The sequence below is a fragment of the Anabaena cylindrica UHCC 0172 genome, assembly GCF_034931625.1.
GTDB lineage: Bacteria > Cyanobacteriota > Cyanobacteriia > Cyanobacteriales > Nostocaceae > Anabaena > Anabaena cylindrica_A.
Window position 1 is genome coordinate 1 of sequence record NZ_JAYGGY010000007.1, and the last position, 13995, is coordinate 13995.

Sequence of the window (13995 nt, forward strand, 5' to 3'; positions counted from 1 at the left end):
ATGTTAGTGGTGTCCTTAATTCGTGGGAAACTGTGGAGATGAAGTCGGTTTTCATCTTGTCGATTTCTTTTTCCGCTGTTACATCTCGAATGAGGATGACTGAGCCTAGCCACACCGCTGCCTCATTCCCAGACGCTTGTTTGAAAATTGTGGTGGCTAGAGCTTGACCGACCTTGTCTTCTGCTAGATTGACCTCAGCGGTGAATATTTCTTGCTGCTGTTTGCAGGTCTGTTGTACTAAATCAGCAATTTCAGCTTGAGAAATTTCTCGACAGTCTTTTCCTTTGAGGTCAATGTCTCCCAGTTGGAACATTTTTAGCAAAGCAGGGTTGAAGCGTGTAATATTTCCAGTAGTGTTGGTTACAAGTAGCCCATCGGCTAGATTGTCAATAATAGCAGTCAGGTCAGCGAATGTTGATTGCAGTTCTGTGTCTGTCTGTTGCCTTCGTAAGCGAGATAAGGTTAATAACCATACTCCTACCCCGATTAACCCACTCAAAACAATGTATAAAAGTAGGAGTTGATAAAAGGATCTGTGCGATCGCGCATTCAACACAGTATCAGGAATATAAGTGACAATCTTCCAACGGTAAGACTTGGCATCCACCGTGCCTTGACTGGAATCGAAAGCGCGGGTCGCCCCTGTACTGGATTTAGCCCCCTGTACTGCCAGTAGCGGATATAGGGTTTTAAAGGTGAATAACCCATCAGTTGTGTGTAATTGTCCTGAATCCTGGGTGTTGATTCGCTCCCAGATATGAGGGTATGCTGTGGCAAAAGTCTGGTCTTTACGGTCTGCGTACATGAAGCCCCACTCATTTTCTGGCTTTGGTCCCTTTAGCCAATAACCATCAGCATTGAGTAGCAACGTTTCACCTAAGGTTGTTGAGTTTTCTTTTTTCAAGTTGTAGATGAATTTTTCACCCAGATAATTCAACATGACAATTCCTCGTTTCTGCCCTTGGGCATCAAAGACAGGTGTGCCAAACCGGATCATTGGCTTAAGTGGTTGTTCAATCTGGCCTCGCTCAATATTGAGATCCAGCGGTGAAACAAAGACTTCCTCTGATTTGAGGGGAATAGTGTCTTTGAAGTAGTAGCGTTTTGCCTGGACTTGCAGTTTTTCTTCAGGGACAACGCTAGGTTGACCTTTGTTAAAGTTGACTCTGACAACTTCTTTACCAGTTACATCCATAAAACGAATCTGGTCGTAGAGTTGCTTGTGTTGAGAAATGGAAAGATACTCTTGAGCGATCGCTTGTTTCAATTTCAGTATTTCAGTTGGACTTACAGCTGGATTGAGCATTGACTGTAACTCATTCTGAGTAGCCAGAAACATCAAGTCTGACTGGATTAAATTGAAGTCATTGGCAGCCGTTTTCGCTTGCAAGTCAACGTTACGGGTTTCATTGATGGAGATTGCAATCCGTTCAGCTTTACTTTCTGCTTGGTGAATGATTCGCAATACAACCCCAAGCAGGACAGACAGCGGCAAAAATGTGATCAGGAATCGCCTGAGGATTTCTGGATGAGAGATTTTGAGGAATTGAGAGTTTCTTAACATAAAAGATTTCTATAGATGTTGTTGTGAAAACGTGAACTCGATTCAATATTGAGATTTATTTATTGGTCAATATGGGTAGGGTTAGCAGTAGGCAAATAGGCCAACAAGGTGGCATAAAGCTTTAATGAAATTGGGTACTGTTGGAACATTTGGTAAATTTGGTCAGGTGATGAAGTGCTAATATCTGTATTTTGCTGTAAAAGTCGCCGGATTAATTGAGCATGACGTATAAGTAAATCCGTTGGTTTGAGTATTGGAGTTGTTGAAGCAAAGAATCCATTTGCATCAGGAGTGGGGGATAATTCATTGCTAATAGGTAGTGAAGTCTCTATTGTCGGGTCTGGGGCAGAAATATTACCATCATGCTCTTGAGGACTAGCATTCATTGCACAATTCACCGGAATTTGAATCCAGAATTCTGTCCCTTTACCCGGTTGAGAACGACATTTGAGAATTCCTCGGTGTCTATCCACAACAATTTGGTGGCTGATTGCCATGCCTAACCCTGTTCCTTTGCCTACTTCTTTTGTGGTGAAGAAGGGGTCATAGATTCGATGCAATACCTCCTCTTTCATACCCATGCCGTTGTCAGCAATGCGAATTACCACCGACTCCTGATCGAGGACTTCTGTCATAATCTTGATTTGAGGAATAGTGGTTATTTCTCCATTGTCCATTCCTGTCTCCAGGGCATCTATTGCATTAGACAGGATGTTCATAAACACCTGATTTAATTGTCCGGGGTAACATTCAATCAGGGGAAGTTTTGCATAGTTTTTAACGATTTCAATTTCAGAATTGTAAATAGCTGCTTTGAGACGATGGCGAAGAATCATCAATGTCCCATCAATACCATCATGGATGTTGACGGTTTTCATTTGGGCTTCGTCATGACGGGAGAAATTTTTCAGAGATTGGACAATTTCCACAATGCGATCAGTACCCAATTTCATCGAATCCAGCAGTTTTGGTAGATCCTGGATAATAAATTCTAAATCTATAGTTTCTAAATTTGATTGCAATTCTAGAGGAGCAACAGGTAAAAATTGCTGATAGTCTTGTAGCAAATTTAATAAGTTTTTGGCGTATTCGGCAACATATCTTAAATTGCCGCAAATGAAGTTGAGGGGGTTATTGATTTCGTGGGCAACTCCAGCTACGAGTTGTCCTAAACTTGACATTTTTTCGCTTTGGATTAGCTGGGTTTGTGCCATTTGCAACTCATGTAGAGCTTGCTGAAGCTTTTGTGTTTGGGCTTTGGCTGCAACAGCCGCTTGACAACTTTGCTGGTAAAGTAAAGCTTTTTCAATGGCGATCGCACTTTGTGAGGCAAAGATACTCACCAGTTTGAGATGTTCTGCTTTGTATGCGTCGGGTTTGATGGTGCCAATAGCGATCGCTCCCAGTACCCGTGCCTTGGCTCTCAATGGCACACAAATCAAGGAGTTCATGTTGTTGTTCTGCCCTCCTAATCGCGGATCAGTTTGCACATTATTGATGAGTTCTGCCCGACCAGATTGCACAACATGACCAATAATTCCCTGACCCGGTTGCGGCTGACTGTTAACAAAAAATACGCCAAATTCAGCAATAATTTCAAATGCAGTTGCATCTGAACTGAGGAGCAAGATCATCCCCGCAGATGATTCAATCAATTGACTCATTTCCTGAAGTACAAGTTGGGCAATCTGTTGGGTGTCTAAACTTGTTGTCAGTTGAGTTGATATATCCTCAAATAAATCAATTTCTTGATATCTTTCCAGCAATTCTTTAGCGAGTTCTTTCTTCTCTGTTTCCTGTTTTGCCAGAACTGAGAGTAAAGTTGCCACTAAGATTGTCTTTTCTCCCCCAATAACCCAACCAATAATTTTTCCTGACACCTCAATTGGATATCTATTTTCGGCAATTTGCTTCCCAATGCTGATCAGTTTAGTGCCGTCTATGAGTTCAATCTCAACGGCAATATTTAGTTGGTATACTAAGTTATGAAGCAGCGACGATAACTCTTTTTTGTGAATAATCTTCTTCAGACTAACAGTGGACATGAAACACCTCATTAAGCGCGGTTTGCAAATTGACCGTATTTGAACCAACTGGGTTACGCTTTTCATCTGTCAAGAGGGTTTTTCTGTTATTATAGCGTATTTTAATATACTTTAACCTCTACTGTCAGTACTCATACAGAATAATGTGACACAGATTATTCCCTGGTTCCCTGTTTCCTGAGTTTACTAATAAATTTAAGTTTGTCTACATCCTGATAACTTCCTTAATATCCTAGGACTTACGCACTGTACAAATTAACCATCTTGTGAATGAACGATATTTGGTTGTTTCTGGCTTTTGGGGATGAAGTTTATATAGATAGCGATGCCTACGGTGATCGCTCAAAAATTGTCAAAAACCCAGATTTAAATCCCTGAAATCCATACCCCTATTTGTTCGCGTAAGTCCTATATCCGTTACTAAAACTGTAACCATCAGCTGGTTATCTGTTATTAGATGCGATAGTGAAAATCTGACACATCAGGAGCGTCTAAGTTGATCGACGGCTGAAAAAATAAATGAGGTAGCAGATGAACAGACAGAAGTTTAATGCTGTACAGGAAAACTTTTTACAAAGACGTTACGCCGTTAGTTTGGGTAGACGCTACGTTTTAGCAGCAGCCAGTGTTGTACTGTTAAGTGTATTAGGCTATTCTCAAGTTGATAGTAATAACAATTTCATCACTAAATCTCGTTTAACTGATACAGAGTCTCAATTTACCAAAGACAAAAATTCCTTTTGATGTTTTTTTGTTTCTGCCTCTTGTTTTCTAACTGCTTGGACTAGGGTAGAGTTCCTATGGTTTACGCCACGCTACACTATCAGAAATACTGAGAGGAGTTGTAGGTTCAGTTTTTGCAGATTCTTCTGATATCATGGGTGCAACTATTTCCCCAGGAGAGGAGTTTTCTGTATCATTATGAATGATGATCGGAGGACGGACGGCACTAATTACTGTTTTGATGACAACAGCGCAAGGAACCGCCACAATTACGCCCAAAAGTCCGCCAATCCTCGCTCCAGTCAAGACAGAAATGAGAATCCAAACCGGATTTAAACCTGTAAAACTACCTAAAATCCGGGGTGCAATGATATTTTCGAGAATTTGCTGGACTATGACTGCGGCTAATAGGACTCTCGTACCCATCCAAAAATCTTGCAGGGATACCAACAAAGTTGTCATGGCGATGCCCACAGAACCACCAAAGGGAATGAGAGCCATGATGCCAATAGTTAAGCCAAATAACAACCCATAAGGTACTTTTAACCACAAAAAGATGGGAATGAGGGCCGAAGCCATACAGGTGGATAAAATTAACTGGGTGATAAAGAAGTTTTGAAAGCTCAGGCGTACTGTTCGGGAAAAAGGTTCACGAAATTTAGCAGGTAGCCATTCTACTAGGCTTTGCCAGAGTTCACCACCATGCTGCAATAGATAAAAGGTTAAAACCATTGTCAGCAGGATGTCTAGCAGGCTGGTAAAGGTGACTACGGCTAGATTTAAAACTTGCCCAGCGATCGCTTGCAATTGTCCCTTGACGCGATCGTTAATTTGGACGACGATCGCATCAAGATTAATTGGTAAGCCCATAGTCTCGGCTTTTTCGTTTAAAATCATTAACTGCGATCGCCCGGAGTCAATCAACTCTGGTAAGCGGGCTACTAGCTGTTGGGCTTGGGCTAGTGCTAGAGGAAAGAGAGTGACACCCAGTGCCAATAAAATGGATAAAGCTAATAAAAATACTAAAATAGCAACTTGTTCTCGTCTTGCGCCGTGGTGTTCCATCCAACTCACCGGGTAGTTGAGCAGAAATGCTAAAACAGAGGCTCCAACTAAAATAGCTATTAAAGAGTGGAAGTAATTGAAAATTGCCAATATAGCCAAACCATTAAGAACTAATAGGGGAGCGAATAGTGCGATCGCCCCGATTCGAGCTATTGGTGTAAATTTTTGCCACCAGTCGATTAGCTTGCGTGTCTGCATTTTCAGATGATTGGGTATAGAACTAAGGTAAATTCTTCTTTACAGACTATTATCTCTAACTAAATGAGTCTTATTTATTCCTCTAGTTTATGATTAGACCAACCACAATGGACAATCTACCACCAATTGACAATTACCCCACGGCTGATGAGAAGGTTGCCTCGAAAAAATTACTACTTCTATATTTGATTCCAGTGCTAGGATTTTTCCCCTCCCTCTGGACTCTCTATCACCGTCAGGGCAACCGGGAACAACTAGCTGTCAGTCGTCTGTCCATTACCTTAGGTTTTACATGGATGTTAGGGTACTTATTTTTCACAACTGGGGCGGCAACTTCTGATTTTTTGACACTACGTTTTTTGATACTTAATAGTTTTTTCACATCCGGTTATTTTTTGCTGAGTATTTGGTTAATTTTACGTATTATCCAAGGGAAATCTTACCGATTACCAGGATTGAGTAGTTTGTCCCAGCGAATACTACGTAAGTACTAGTACAACAAGGCAGAAGAGAAAAAGCTGATTCAGCTTTTAAACTTTTTTCACTGGAAAGTTATTTTTGCCATACTCTACTAGATTCTTAATTTTCTTAAGTGATTAGCTAGTCATGGTTTTTACGAAAATTACTGCTCTTGACAGTTAATCTAACAAGGCATATGGTCAAATGTGGTTTATTATTGCCATACTTCCAGAAACATCTCCGGATTAGCAACAAATAAATAGAAATCCGGGTATAGGTCTTGTAGTATCTACCTGAGGAAAAAAGTCAGCACTATTAATTAAGATTTATCTGTCATAGTCTGATTTATTTACATATATTGAGTCGGCAAATTTACGGTATTTTATCAGTCAGTGTGAGGGAATCTGTGACTAGTCAAAGAACATCAGCAGAAGATAAAAGATCAGGCAAAGCCAAATCCAGAGGCAAAAACCATCGTAAATCCAAATCTGGGCGGTGGCTATGGTTCGCTGTGGGTATGGGTGGAATTGCATTGGTGTCAGGTATGGCAGGGGCATTGTTGGCGGTTTCTTGGGAGAGTACACCGTTACAGCAAGCCCAGTTAAGTGCAAAGGAAGCTGCGGTGTTTGATGGCGATCGCATTTCTGGTGATGGATTCCAATTTTCTCAATTAACTCGCCCTGTCAATATCCTTGTTATGGGCATGAGCGTACTACCCCCAGATGTCCAAAACCCACCTAGTGAAAGCAAAGAACTCAGGTATCTGCCTCAGATAAATTCTTTTGATGGTCTTGCTGATGTTATGCTTTTGCTCAAATTTGATCCAGAGAGCAAAAAGATAGTCATGCTTTCCGTTCCCAGAGATACCCGAACAGAAGTTGAAGGGTATGGCGTGAAAAAAATTAACGCCGCTAATGTCGATGGTGGGCCAGCTTTAACTGCTAAAACCGTCAGCAACCTTTTGGGTGGAGTGGGAATTGATCGTTATGTCCGCATTAACGTTTTAGGCGTTGGCAAACTGATTGATGCTTTGGGTGGGGTAACAGTTTATGTTCCCAAGGATATGAAATATCAGGATGATTCCCAGCATTTATATATTAATTTAAAAGCGGGTAAACAACACCTTGGCGGTAATCAAGCATTACAATTACTCCGTTTTCGTCATGATGAACTAGGAGATATTGGCCGAATTCAGCGCCAGCAGATGGTATTGCGTGCCTTAATTGAACAAACTCTCAATCCCACCACACTCACTCAATTACCTCAAATTCTAAATGTAGTTAAAGATAATATCGACACTAATTTAACAATTGAAGAATTAGTAGCATTAGTTGGTTTTGGTTCACGGACTAATCGTTCTAATATGCAGATGTTAATGTTGCCTGGTCGTTTTAGCGAAAGAAGTGAGTATGAAGCTAGTTATTGGTTGCCAAATAAAACTGCTATTACCAAAGTTATGGTTCAAAACTTCGGTTTAGAATCTACATCCCTGGAATCACAAATAACTGAACCAGCTCGTTTACGCATCGCAATTCAAGATAGTACAGGTGGCGATTACTCTCAGATCAGTCCCTTAATTAGAGGATTGGAAAAAGCTGGTTATCGTAATGTCTTCATTTCTAAACCTTGGGGTGAACCTCTAGACATTACTCATATTGTCGCTCAACAAGGAGATAGTGACAGTGCTGAATCAATTCGTAATACTTTAGGATTTGGTGAAGTCCGGGTAGAAAGCACTGGTAATATTAGCTCTGATATCAGTATCCAGATAGGCAAAGACTGGTTGCAAAACAAAGCTATTTTTGAAAATCTTAATAGGTAATGGGTAATGGGTAATGGGTAATGGGTAATGGGTAATAGGTAATGGGTAATGGGTAATGGGTAATGGGTAATGGGTAATGGGTAATGGGTAATGGGGAGACGGTGAATCTGTGTTTCAATTTCTGCCATAGCTTCTGTTGTGAGTTTAACACCTGTGGAATTCCATCCTAATTCCCGTTCTGCTAAAATCTGTCCACCTATTCCCAAACCTTTGACGACTTCTGCCATGAATTGTCGTCTGTTACTTCCCTTGAGTTTTTTCGCTGTTTTGATGTACTTTTCAAACACCCTCTCAGAGATTTTGCTGTAGGTATAATCAAGATTGTCGATTATTCTAGACTTAGAAGATTCTCGAACAATTTAGGGCAACTACAAATAATGAAAGCTGTTCAAACGTTAGGAATTGCTGCTTTATCGGGGATGATGTTTTTAACAGTACCATCTGTAGCCAAAGCTAATGATCCCGGTGGTTGTTTTATGGTGACATCATCAGGTAAAACTCTTAGTCTCGGAGAACTCTGTGGGATGACACCACCATCAACTCCCAAGGTTTTTCGAGTTCCAATTAAGCGTCGTAGCGGTCAGACTCCAATTATAGATGTTAATTTTAACGGTAATCAAGTCTTTGAAATGGTTGTTGATACGGGTGCGAGTGGTATTTTGATTACTCAAGGAATGGCTACAGCCCTGAAAATTCAACCTTCAGGAACAGTAAAAGCCAGTATTGCCGATGGTAGTATAGTTGAGTTCAAAACTGGTAATATCCCAACAATTGCCGTTAGTGGTGCTGTTGTGAAGAATGCCAGAGTTGCGATCGCACCCAAAGCTATGATTGGGCTACTGGGACACGATTTTTTTGGGAACTATGATGTCAAAATCCTAGAAAAACAAGTTGAATTTCATCAACGTTAGCACCATGAAGGTAGTATTTATCCCCTGGCTAAATTAACCAGGAGTATAAAAAAGATAAGTTTAGCTTTATAAACGTTGCAGCAGATTTAAACCATGTGTATCAGTACCACAAGTATTAAATAAACTGAATTCTGCCGCTAAAAGTTGCACTTCTTCGGATACAACAGGACTAGGTGTCCAAGGATTGGGGTTGTTGTAAGCATAAAAAGCCTCAACACCGTCAATTCCATTTTCCACAGCAGCAGGAATCAAGTCAAAGTGCGATCGCTTATACCGGGCTGGATGAGCAAGTACAGCTAATCCACCAGCATCATGAATAGCCGATATCACATTAGCAGCTTGATACTGTTTACCTACAGTTGCTTTTTTTTGCAAATAAGGATTGAGACTAAAGCTTTCTGGCTCAAAAGCATAAGCCAAAATATGAACTTCTATATCCAACAAATTGGCATTAATTTCTACACCACTCCACAGATGAGGAGTATGTGCATCGGGATGAGTCCACTTCCAGTCTTCCAACCAAGCTTGTGCCGCTTGATAACCAGCAATAGTATGATGGTCAGTAATCGCTAGTCCTTTTAACCCAATTGCGATCGCTTGCTCCATCAATCCACTCGGCTGCAATCTGCCATCCGAGTTTACCGTGTGCATATGAAAGTTGAATAAATTAGGACAACTTTGGGCATCAATACTCTGGAATACTTGTCTTAAAAGTTCTGTGGAAGCACTAGTCTTGACACAATTTACAACCATAACCCCCTCTGAACAACAATATATAATTCTTAAGACACCAACACGCCAGACTGTTAAATGAAAAATCAATATACACTGGTGTTGGCCGCTACTTTATTGGCTACAGCAATTAATTTTTGAGATTTGTTAAGACTACGTTAGCAAATCTCAACGCTTATGGTCATGAGTATTTTTGATTACTTCTATAAAGAGAGTCTAAAAATTTGCCTAAGTTTTCGTAAATACGGAGATGCACTCAAAGGCAAATTCTCGCCAAAATCATAGTTTGGGGGCAGATATTCGCTAGATCAAGCCTAAAATCATTCTTGATATTAGATGTAATTTTTATATCCTAACCAAAAAGATTTACTAGCTCTCCGGCTCCAGTCACCACCTCACCAATTGCATAAGCAGGAATATCCTGTGATTGAAAATGGTTAATTGCTTGTTCCACTTGCTGGGGTGGTAGTATCACCACAAATCCAATCCCCATATTAAATGTATTATACATAGCTTCAGCGCCCACAGAGCCAGCCTCCGCTAACCACTGAAACATAGAGGGAATAGTCCAACTATTGGGATTAATTTTAATTGCTTGGCCTGTTCCCAGACATCTAGGTAAATTTTCTGGTAAACCCCCACCAGTAATGTGAGCCATAGCGTGAACTTCTAACCCAGCTTTCAACGCCGCTAAAACAGGTTTAACATAAATTCGGGTAGGTGTGAGGAAAGTCTCACCGATAGTTTCCCCATTTAATAAATCTGGGTTGTCATCCCAAGAAAAGCCCCCGTTGCTGACAATTTTTCTGACCAAACTCAAACCATTGCTATGAACCCCAGTGCTGGCTAAACCTATAGCCACATCCCCAACTTGTACTTGAGAACCATCTAGCATCCGGCTTTTTTCCACAATTCCCACACAGAAACCAGCCAAATCATATTCACCAACTTGGTAAAAACCAGGCATTTCTGCCGTTTCTCCTCCCAACAAAGCAGAACCAGCCAATTTACAACCAGTAGCTATCCCTGCTACCACTTGAGTTAACTGCTCTTTGTCTAACTTACCAGTTGCCACATAATCTAAGAAAAACAGTGGTTCGGCTCCCGATGTCAGCACATCATTAACACACATCCCCACCAAATCAATCCCTACTGTATCATGGCGGTTGAGAATTTGGGCTATTTTTAGCTTTGTACCGACACCATCTGTCCCAGATACCAAAACGGGTTCCTTGTAACCTGTAGGGAGTTGAAAGCAGCCACCAAAGCCACCTAATCCCCCAATTACTTCCGGTCGAAAGGTGCTGTGAACCAAATTGCGAATTTGATCTACAAAAGCTCTACCCGCTTCAACATCAACGCCTGCATCCCGATAATCCATGCCTAATTACACCGTTCTCAATCTGCGACACACATAGGCTATCATCATGACATAATTTAGGCACTATATAGAAGAAGTTCAGGAGTTCAGAAGTTCAGAAGTTCAGGAGAAAAAGCAATAAGAAACCTCTTCTCGGCTACCCATCTCCTCTACTCCCTTCTCATCAAAAGAATACTGAATGAACCAGAAAGACGCAAAGTACGCGAAGTAAAGAAGGAAGAAGATAGCTAATCTTACACTGAGAAGGAAGTATTACTTGTCACCTATTCCCTAAAACACCTGATCCTCAATGCCGCGCCACCATTCGCCCAAATTCATCAAATCTTGGAGAATATCTGCTAATTCTTGCTCATATATCTGTGTTGATATTGTATCTCTTCGTTCTTGTAGTTTTTTGATCCTTAGTTGCAGCAATAACCAAGGTTTAGAAATTCCGCCCGTCGCTTCTAAATATTGTGCTAGTTGTGTACTATCCATAAAATTTTAGTTTCCCTGCGCCTTTAATTACGAATTACACTTTTACTTCATAAATAGATATTGCTTCATCTTTGCCTTTGACTTTCACGGATTTATCTATTAGTCTCAAAGAAAAAGATTCAGGACAAGATAAGTTTCTAACTACTGATTCTGTGATGAGAATATTGCATCCATATTGCTTAGTTAGCCCCTCAATCCGGGAGGCAACATTAACTGCATCACCGATGACAGTAGAATCAATGCGAGAGGTAAAGCCCACTGTACCCATAACTACTGTACCACGATGAATACCAATGCCAACACTAATTCTTGGTAAACTAGTTTGTCCTGTCTGCATACTTCGCTCATCATTAAATTTATCTAAAGCCTGTTGCATTAAAATTGCGGCTTGTAAAGCGCAGTCTGTATTCCCATCGTCAAATAGCGCCATAATAGCATCACCAATATATTTATCAATAAATCCCCCTGCTTCATCTATGGCTTTTCCCATACAAGCCAAATAGTCGTTCAAAAACCTAAAGATTTCTATAGGTTCCATTGCTTCAGACATTGAGGTGTAACCGCGAATATCACAGAATAAAATCGTCATTCTCCTTGTTGAAGCTGCACCTACTTCAATATTTTCTATTCCTTGGGGAGCAATGACTGAGATAAACTTATTGGGAACAAATCTTTCAAAAGAATCTAACGTTTTTTGTAACTTGCTAAATGATATCTGCAATGCAGCAGACATTTCATTTACAGAAGTTGCTAAAGCGCCAATTTCATCTGCACGAGAATGAATATCTGCGCGATGCTGTAAATCTCCGCCGGCGATTTTAGCAACACTAGTTTGTAAACGGCGTACCGGATCACTTAAATGCTGTGCTAAGAAATATGCACATATCCAGCCTACGTTTAGTCCGACAAAACCCACTATCAAAGCCTGATTGACTGCATTGGTAACAGCACGATTTACTTTTCGTAAGGATATACCTATTCTTAATTTGCCAAGTTTTCTACCAGATAGTGTCTGAATATCTGATGATACTTCCATCACCTTTTCACCACGTTTAGACCGCAACTTATCAGCAAAATAAATATCTCGGAGAATAAATGTTTCGATAACGTGAGTTTTTTCGGAAGAATTTATGGCAGCATTGGTGACACTGAGGGGTACAATATCAGGAATATAATTGTTTTGAAATTCGTTAGGGGAAGCAGCAGCAATCTGATTTTTCTGATTGGAATCAGATACTAAGACATAGATGAAATCCTCATTTTCCCTCAACAGCAAATCTATATTTAAACGAATTTGACTCCAATTCTCATCTGATACTTCGTTGGCATAGGTAGAACTTAATACTTTAGAAAGACTTTTAGCATCATTTAATTTTTCTTGGTGGTAAAGAGTACTTTCACTTTTTGCCCAAACCGTAACTATCGCACCAATTAAAGCGACAATCAGTAGGGTGGTAGAAGCCATGATCTGGGTACGAATTGAAGAACGTAAAACGAAAGATTTCATGGCTTTACAGTCAACTCTTCTACAAAAGTCACCCATTTGAGTTGCTTGGTTTCTGCTTGACAGTTATCACCGAAAGCTAGAGTCACTGGGCCACCCATTTTTGATGAAATTGGTTTGTTGTCGTTACCCCATCTGGTAGCTAAGAGAATATCACAGTCGCGCACTTCTCTAGCAGTTAAATTTATTGCTTCTGTCGTTTTACGGTAAACGGCTGGTTTTCCACTTATAGCAACAGATCCATTTGGGGTTAAGTTAACACCAGCTAAGGATAAAACATCGCGCACTCTGACACCTTGTAGCGTAACTTTGTTACTTGGCCACCAGACTCGATAACCAACTTTTTGTGTCAGGGTAACTTGAGGTAATTTATCAAGGTCTGCTAAATTAAATTCACGCTGACCCACTCGCACTAAGGCTTTTTCTGTACCAACTATGATATCGGTGACGTAAAATGCCCACATACCTTCATCATATTTTTGTTTGAGTTCCTGATGCTGGGTATAAGGAAAGACTAAATAAATCGGGCCTCCTTGACTACGCTGAATTTGTTGATTATTTCTGGTAAGTGCTAAAATGATTGGGTAAGTCAGCAAGTCTTCTATTTTGATTGTGACTTGATAAGCGTCGTAAGAGACGAAAGTTACTTCAGTTACTCCTGGTTGAATACCAAACTTTTGTAATAGTGTGTCTACAGCTATGCCACGAAACTTAAATACCTGATTTGGGTTAACAATGTTATTTGCATCAACTGTATTCACATTGGACTGAGCTAAATCTTGTATCTGCTGCCAATTTAAGGTTACAGGTTTACCAGTTGTTGTCTCACCCTGAATAACTAAATTCCAGTCACTCTGTTGGCTATTTTTGTCGTTATCTGCCAGAATTTGCTTATTGCGCGTAACCGCTTCTTTACGCCATACTTCCAATTGTTGATTTGTCGGCTTTTTTGTGCAACCTACCAAGCAGACTATAGCTATCCCTAAAGATGCTAAGGCCAAGTTTTTCCAGACATTCAATACAACCACATCTAAAACTACTACTTTAAGAAGGTTTGTAAACTGGGGTTGGCTACTTTACGGGCAGCACTGTAATACATTTTTACACGATGATT

Annotated in this window: 13 protein-coding genes; 4 read left to right on the forward strand and 9 right to left on the reverse strand. The window is 40.5% G+C overall.

The genetic code is table 11. The features are described 5' to 3' along the window. Both VB713_RS03350 and VB713_RS03355 read right to left on the reverse strand, forming a co-directional pair. The coding region (locus tag VB713_RS03350; protein WP_323310170.1) for a PAS domain-containing protein at positions 1-1564 on the reverse strand (1564 nt) is incomplete at its 3' end. Between the two features lie 59 nt (positions 1565-1623). Next, complete coding sequence (locus VB713_RS03355; RefSeq protein ID WP_323310171.1) at positions 1624-3609, reverse strand: ATP-binding protein; 1986 nt, start codon at positions 3607-3609, stop codon at positions 1624-1626. A gap of 531 nt (positions 3610-4140) precedes the next feature. Between VB713_RS03355 and VB713_RS03360 the strand changes: the two genes are divergently transcribed. Further along, entirely contained in the window at positions 4141-4353 is a 213-nt protein-coding gene (locus VB713_RS03360) for a proteinase inhibitor I4 serpin (RefSeq protein ID WP_323310172.1), read from the forward strand. Between the two features lie 54 nt (positions 4354-4407). On the opposite strand, the gene VB713_RS03365 is transcribed toward VB713_RS03360, so the two are convergent. Then, positions 4408-5595, reverse strand: a complete 1188-nt coding sequence (locus VB713_RS03365) for an AI-2E family transporter (RefSeq protein ID WP_323310173.1) — start codon at positions 5593-5595, stop codon at positions 4408-4410. 107 nt (positions 5596-5702) lie between these two features. Here VB713_RS03365 and VB713_RS03370 point away from each other — a divergent pair, with 107 nt between their 5' ends. Then, on the forward strand, positions 5703-6089 hold the full coding sequence (locus VB713_RS03370; RefSeq protein WP_323310243.1) for a hypothetical protein: 387 nt from the start codon (positions 5703-5705) through the stop codon (positions 6087-6089). A 371-nt stretch (positions 6090-6460) separates the two neighbouring features. After that, positions 6461-7876, forward strand: coding sequence for an LCP family protein (locus VB713_RS03375; protein ID WP_323310174.1), 1416 nt, complete (start codon positions 6461-6463; stop codon positions 7874-7876). On the opposite strand, the gene VB713_RS03380 is transcribed toward VB713_RS03375, so the two are convergent. Next, entirely contained in the window at positions 7866-8027 is a 162-nt protein-coding gene (locus tag VB713_RS03380; protein WP_323310175.1) for a hypothetical protein, read from the reverse strand. The genes VB713_RS03375 and VB713_RS03380 overlap by 11 nt on opposite strands. A 226-nt stretch (positions 8028-8253) precedes the next feature. On the opposite strand from VB713_RS03380, the gene VB713_RS03385 reads away from it, so the two are divergent. After that, complete coding sequence (locus VB713_RS03385; RefSeq protein WP_323310176.1) at positions 8254-8787, forward strand: retropepsin-like aspartic protease; 534 nt, start codon at positions 8254-8256, stop codon at positions 8785-8787. A gap of 66 nt (positions 8788-8853) precedes the next feature. Here VB713_RS03385 and VB713_RS03390 read toward each other — a convergent pair whose 3' ends face one another. The 5 genes from VB713_RS03390 to VB713_RS03410 all read right to left on the reverse strand — a co-directional run bounded on the left by VB713_RS03390 (position 8854) and on the right by VB713_RS03410 (position 13909). Continuing rightward, complete coding sequence (locus VB713_RS03390; RefSeq protein WP_323310177.1) at positions 8854-9540, reverse strand: PHP domain-containing protein; 687 nt, start codon at positions 9538-9540, stop codon at positions 8854-8856. 331 nt (positions 9541-9871) lie between these two features. After that, entirely contained in the window at positions 9872-10900 is a 1029-nt protein-coding gene (gene purM, locus VB713_RS03395; RefSeq protein ID WP_323310178.1) for a phosphoribosylformylglycinamidine cyclo-ligase, read from the reverse strand. Between the two features lie 270 nt (positions 10901-11170). Next, positions 11171-11377, reverse strand: a complete 207-nt coding sequence (locus tag VB713_RS03400) for a hypothetical protein (protein ID WP_323310179.1) — start codon at positions 11375-11377, stop codon at positions 11171-11173. Between the two features lie 34 nt (positions 11378-11411). Continuing rightward, entirely contained in the window at positions 11412-12884 is a 1473-nt protein-coding gene (locus tag VB713_RS03405; RefSeq protein ID WP_323310180.1) for an adenylate/guanylate cyclase domain-containing protein, read from the reverse strand. Next, the gene (locus VB713_RS03410; protein WP_323310181.1) at positions 12881-13909 is read right to left on the reverse strand and encodes a molybdopterin-dependent oxidoreductase; all 1029 of its coding nucleotides are present in this window, start codon (positions 13907-13909) and stop codon (positions 12881-12883) included. Before VB713_RS03410 ends, VB713_RS03405 begins: the two co-directional genes overlap by 4 nt. Positions 13910-13995 lie beyond the last annotated feature (86 nt).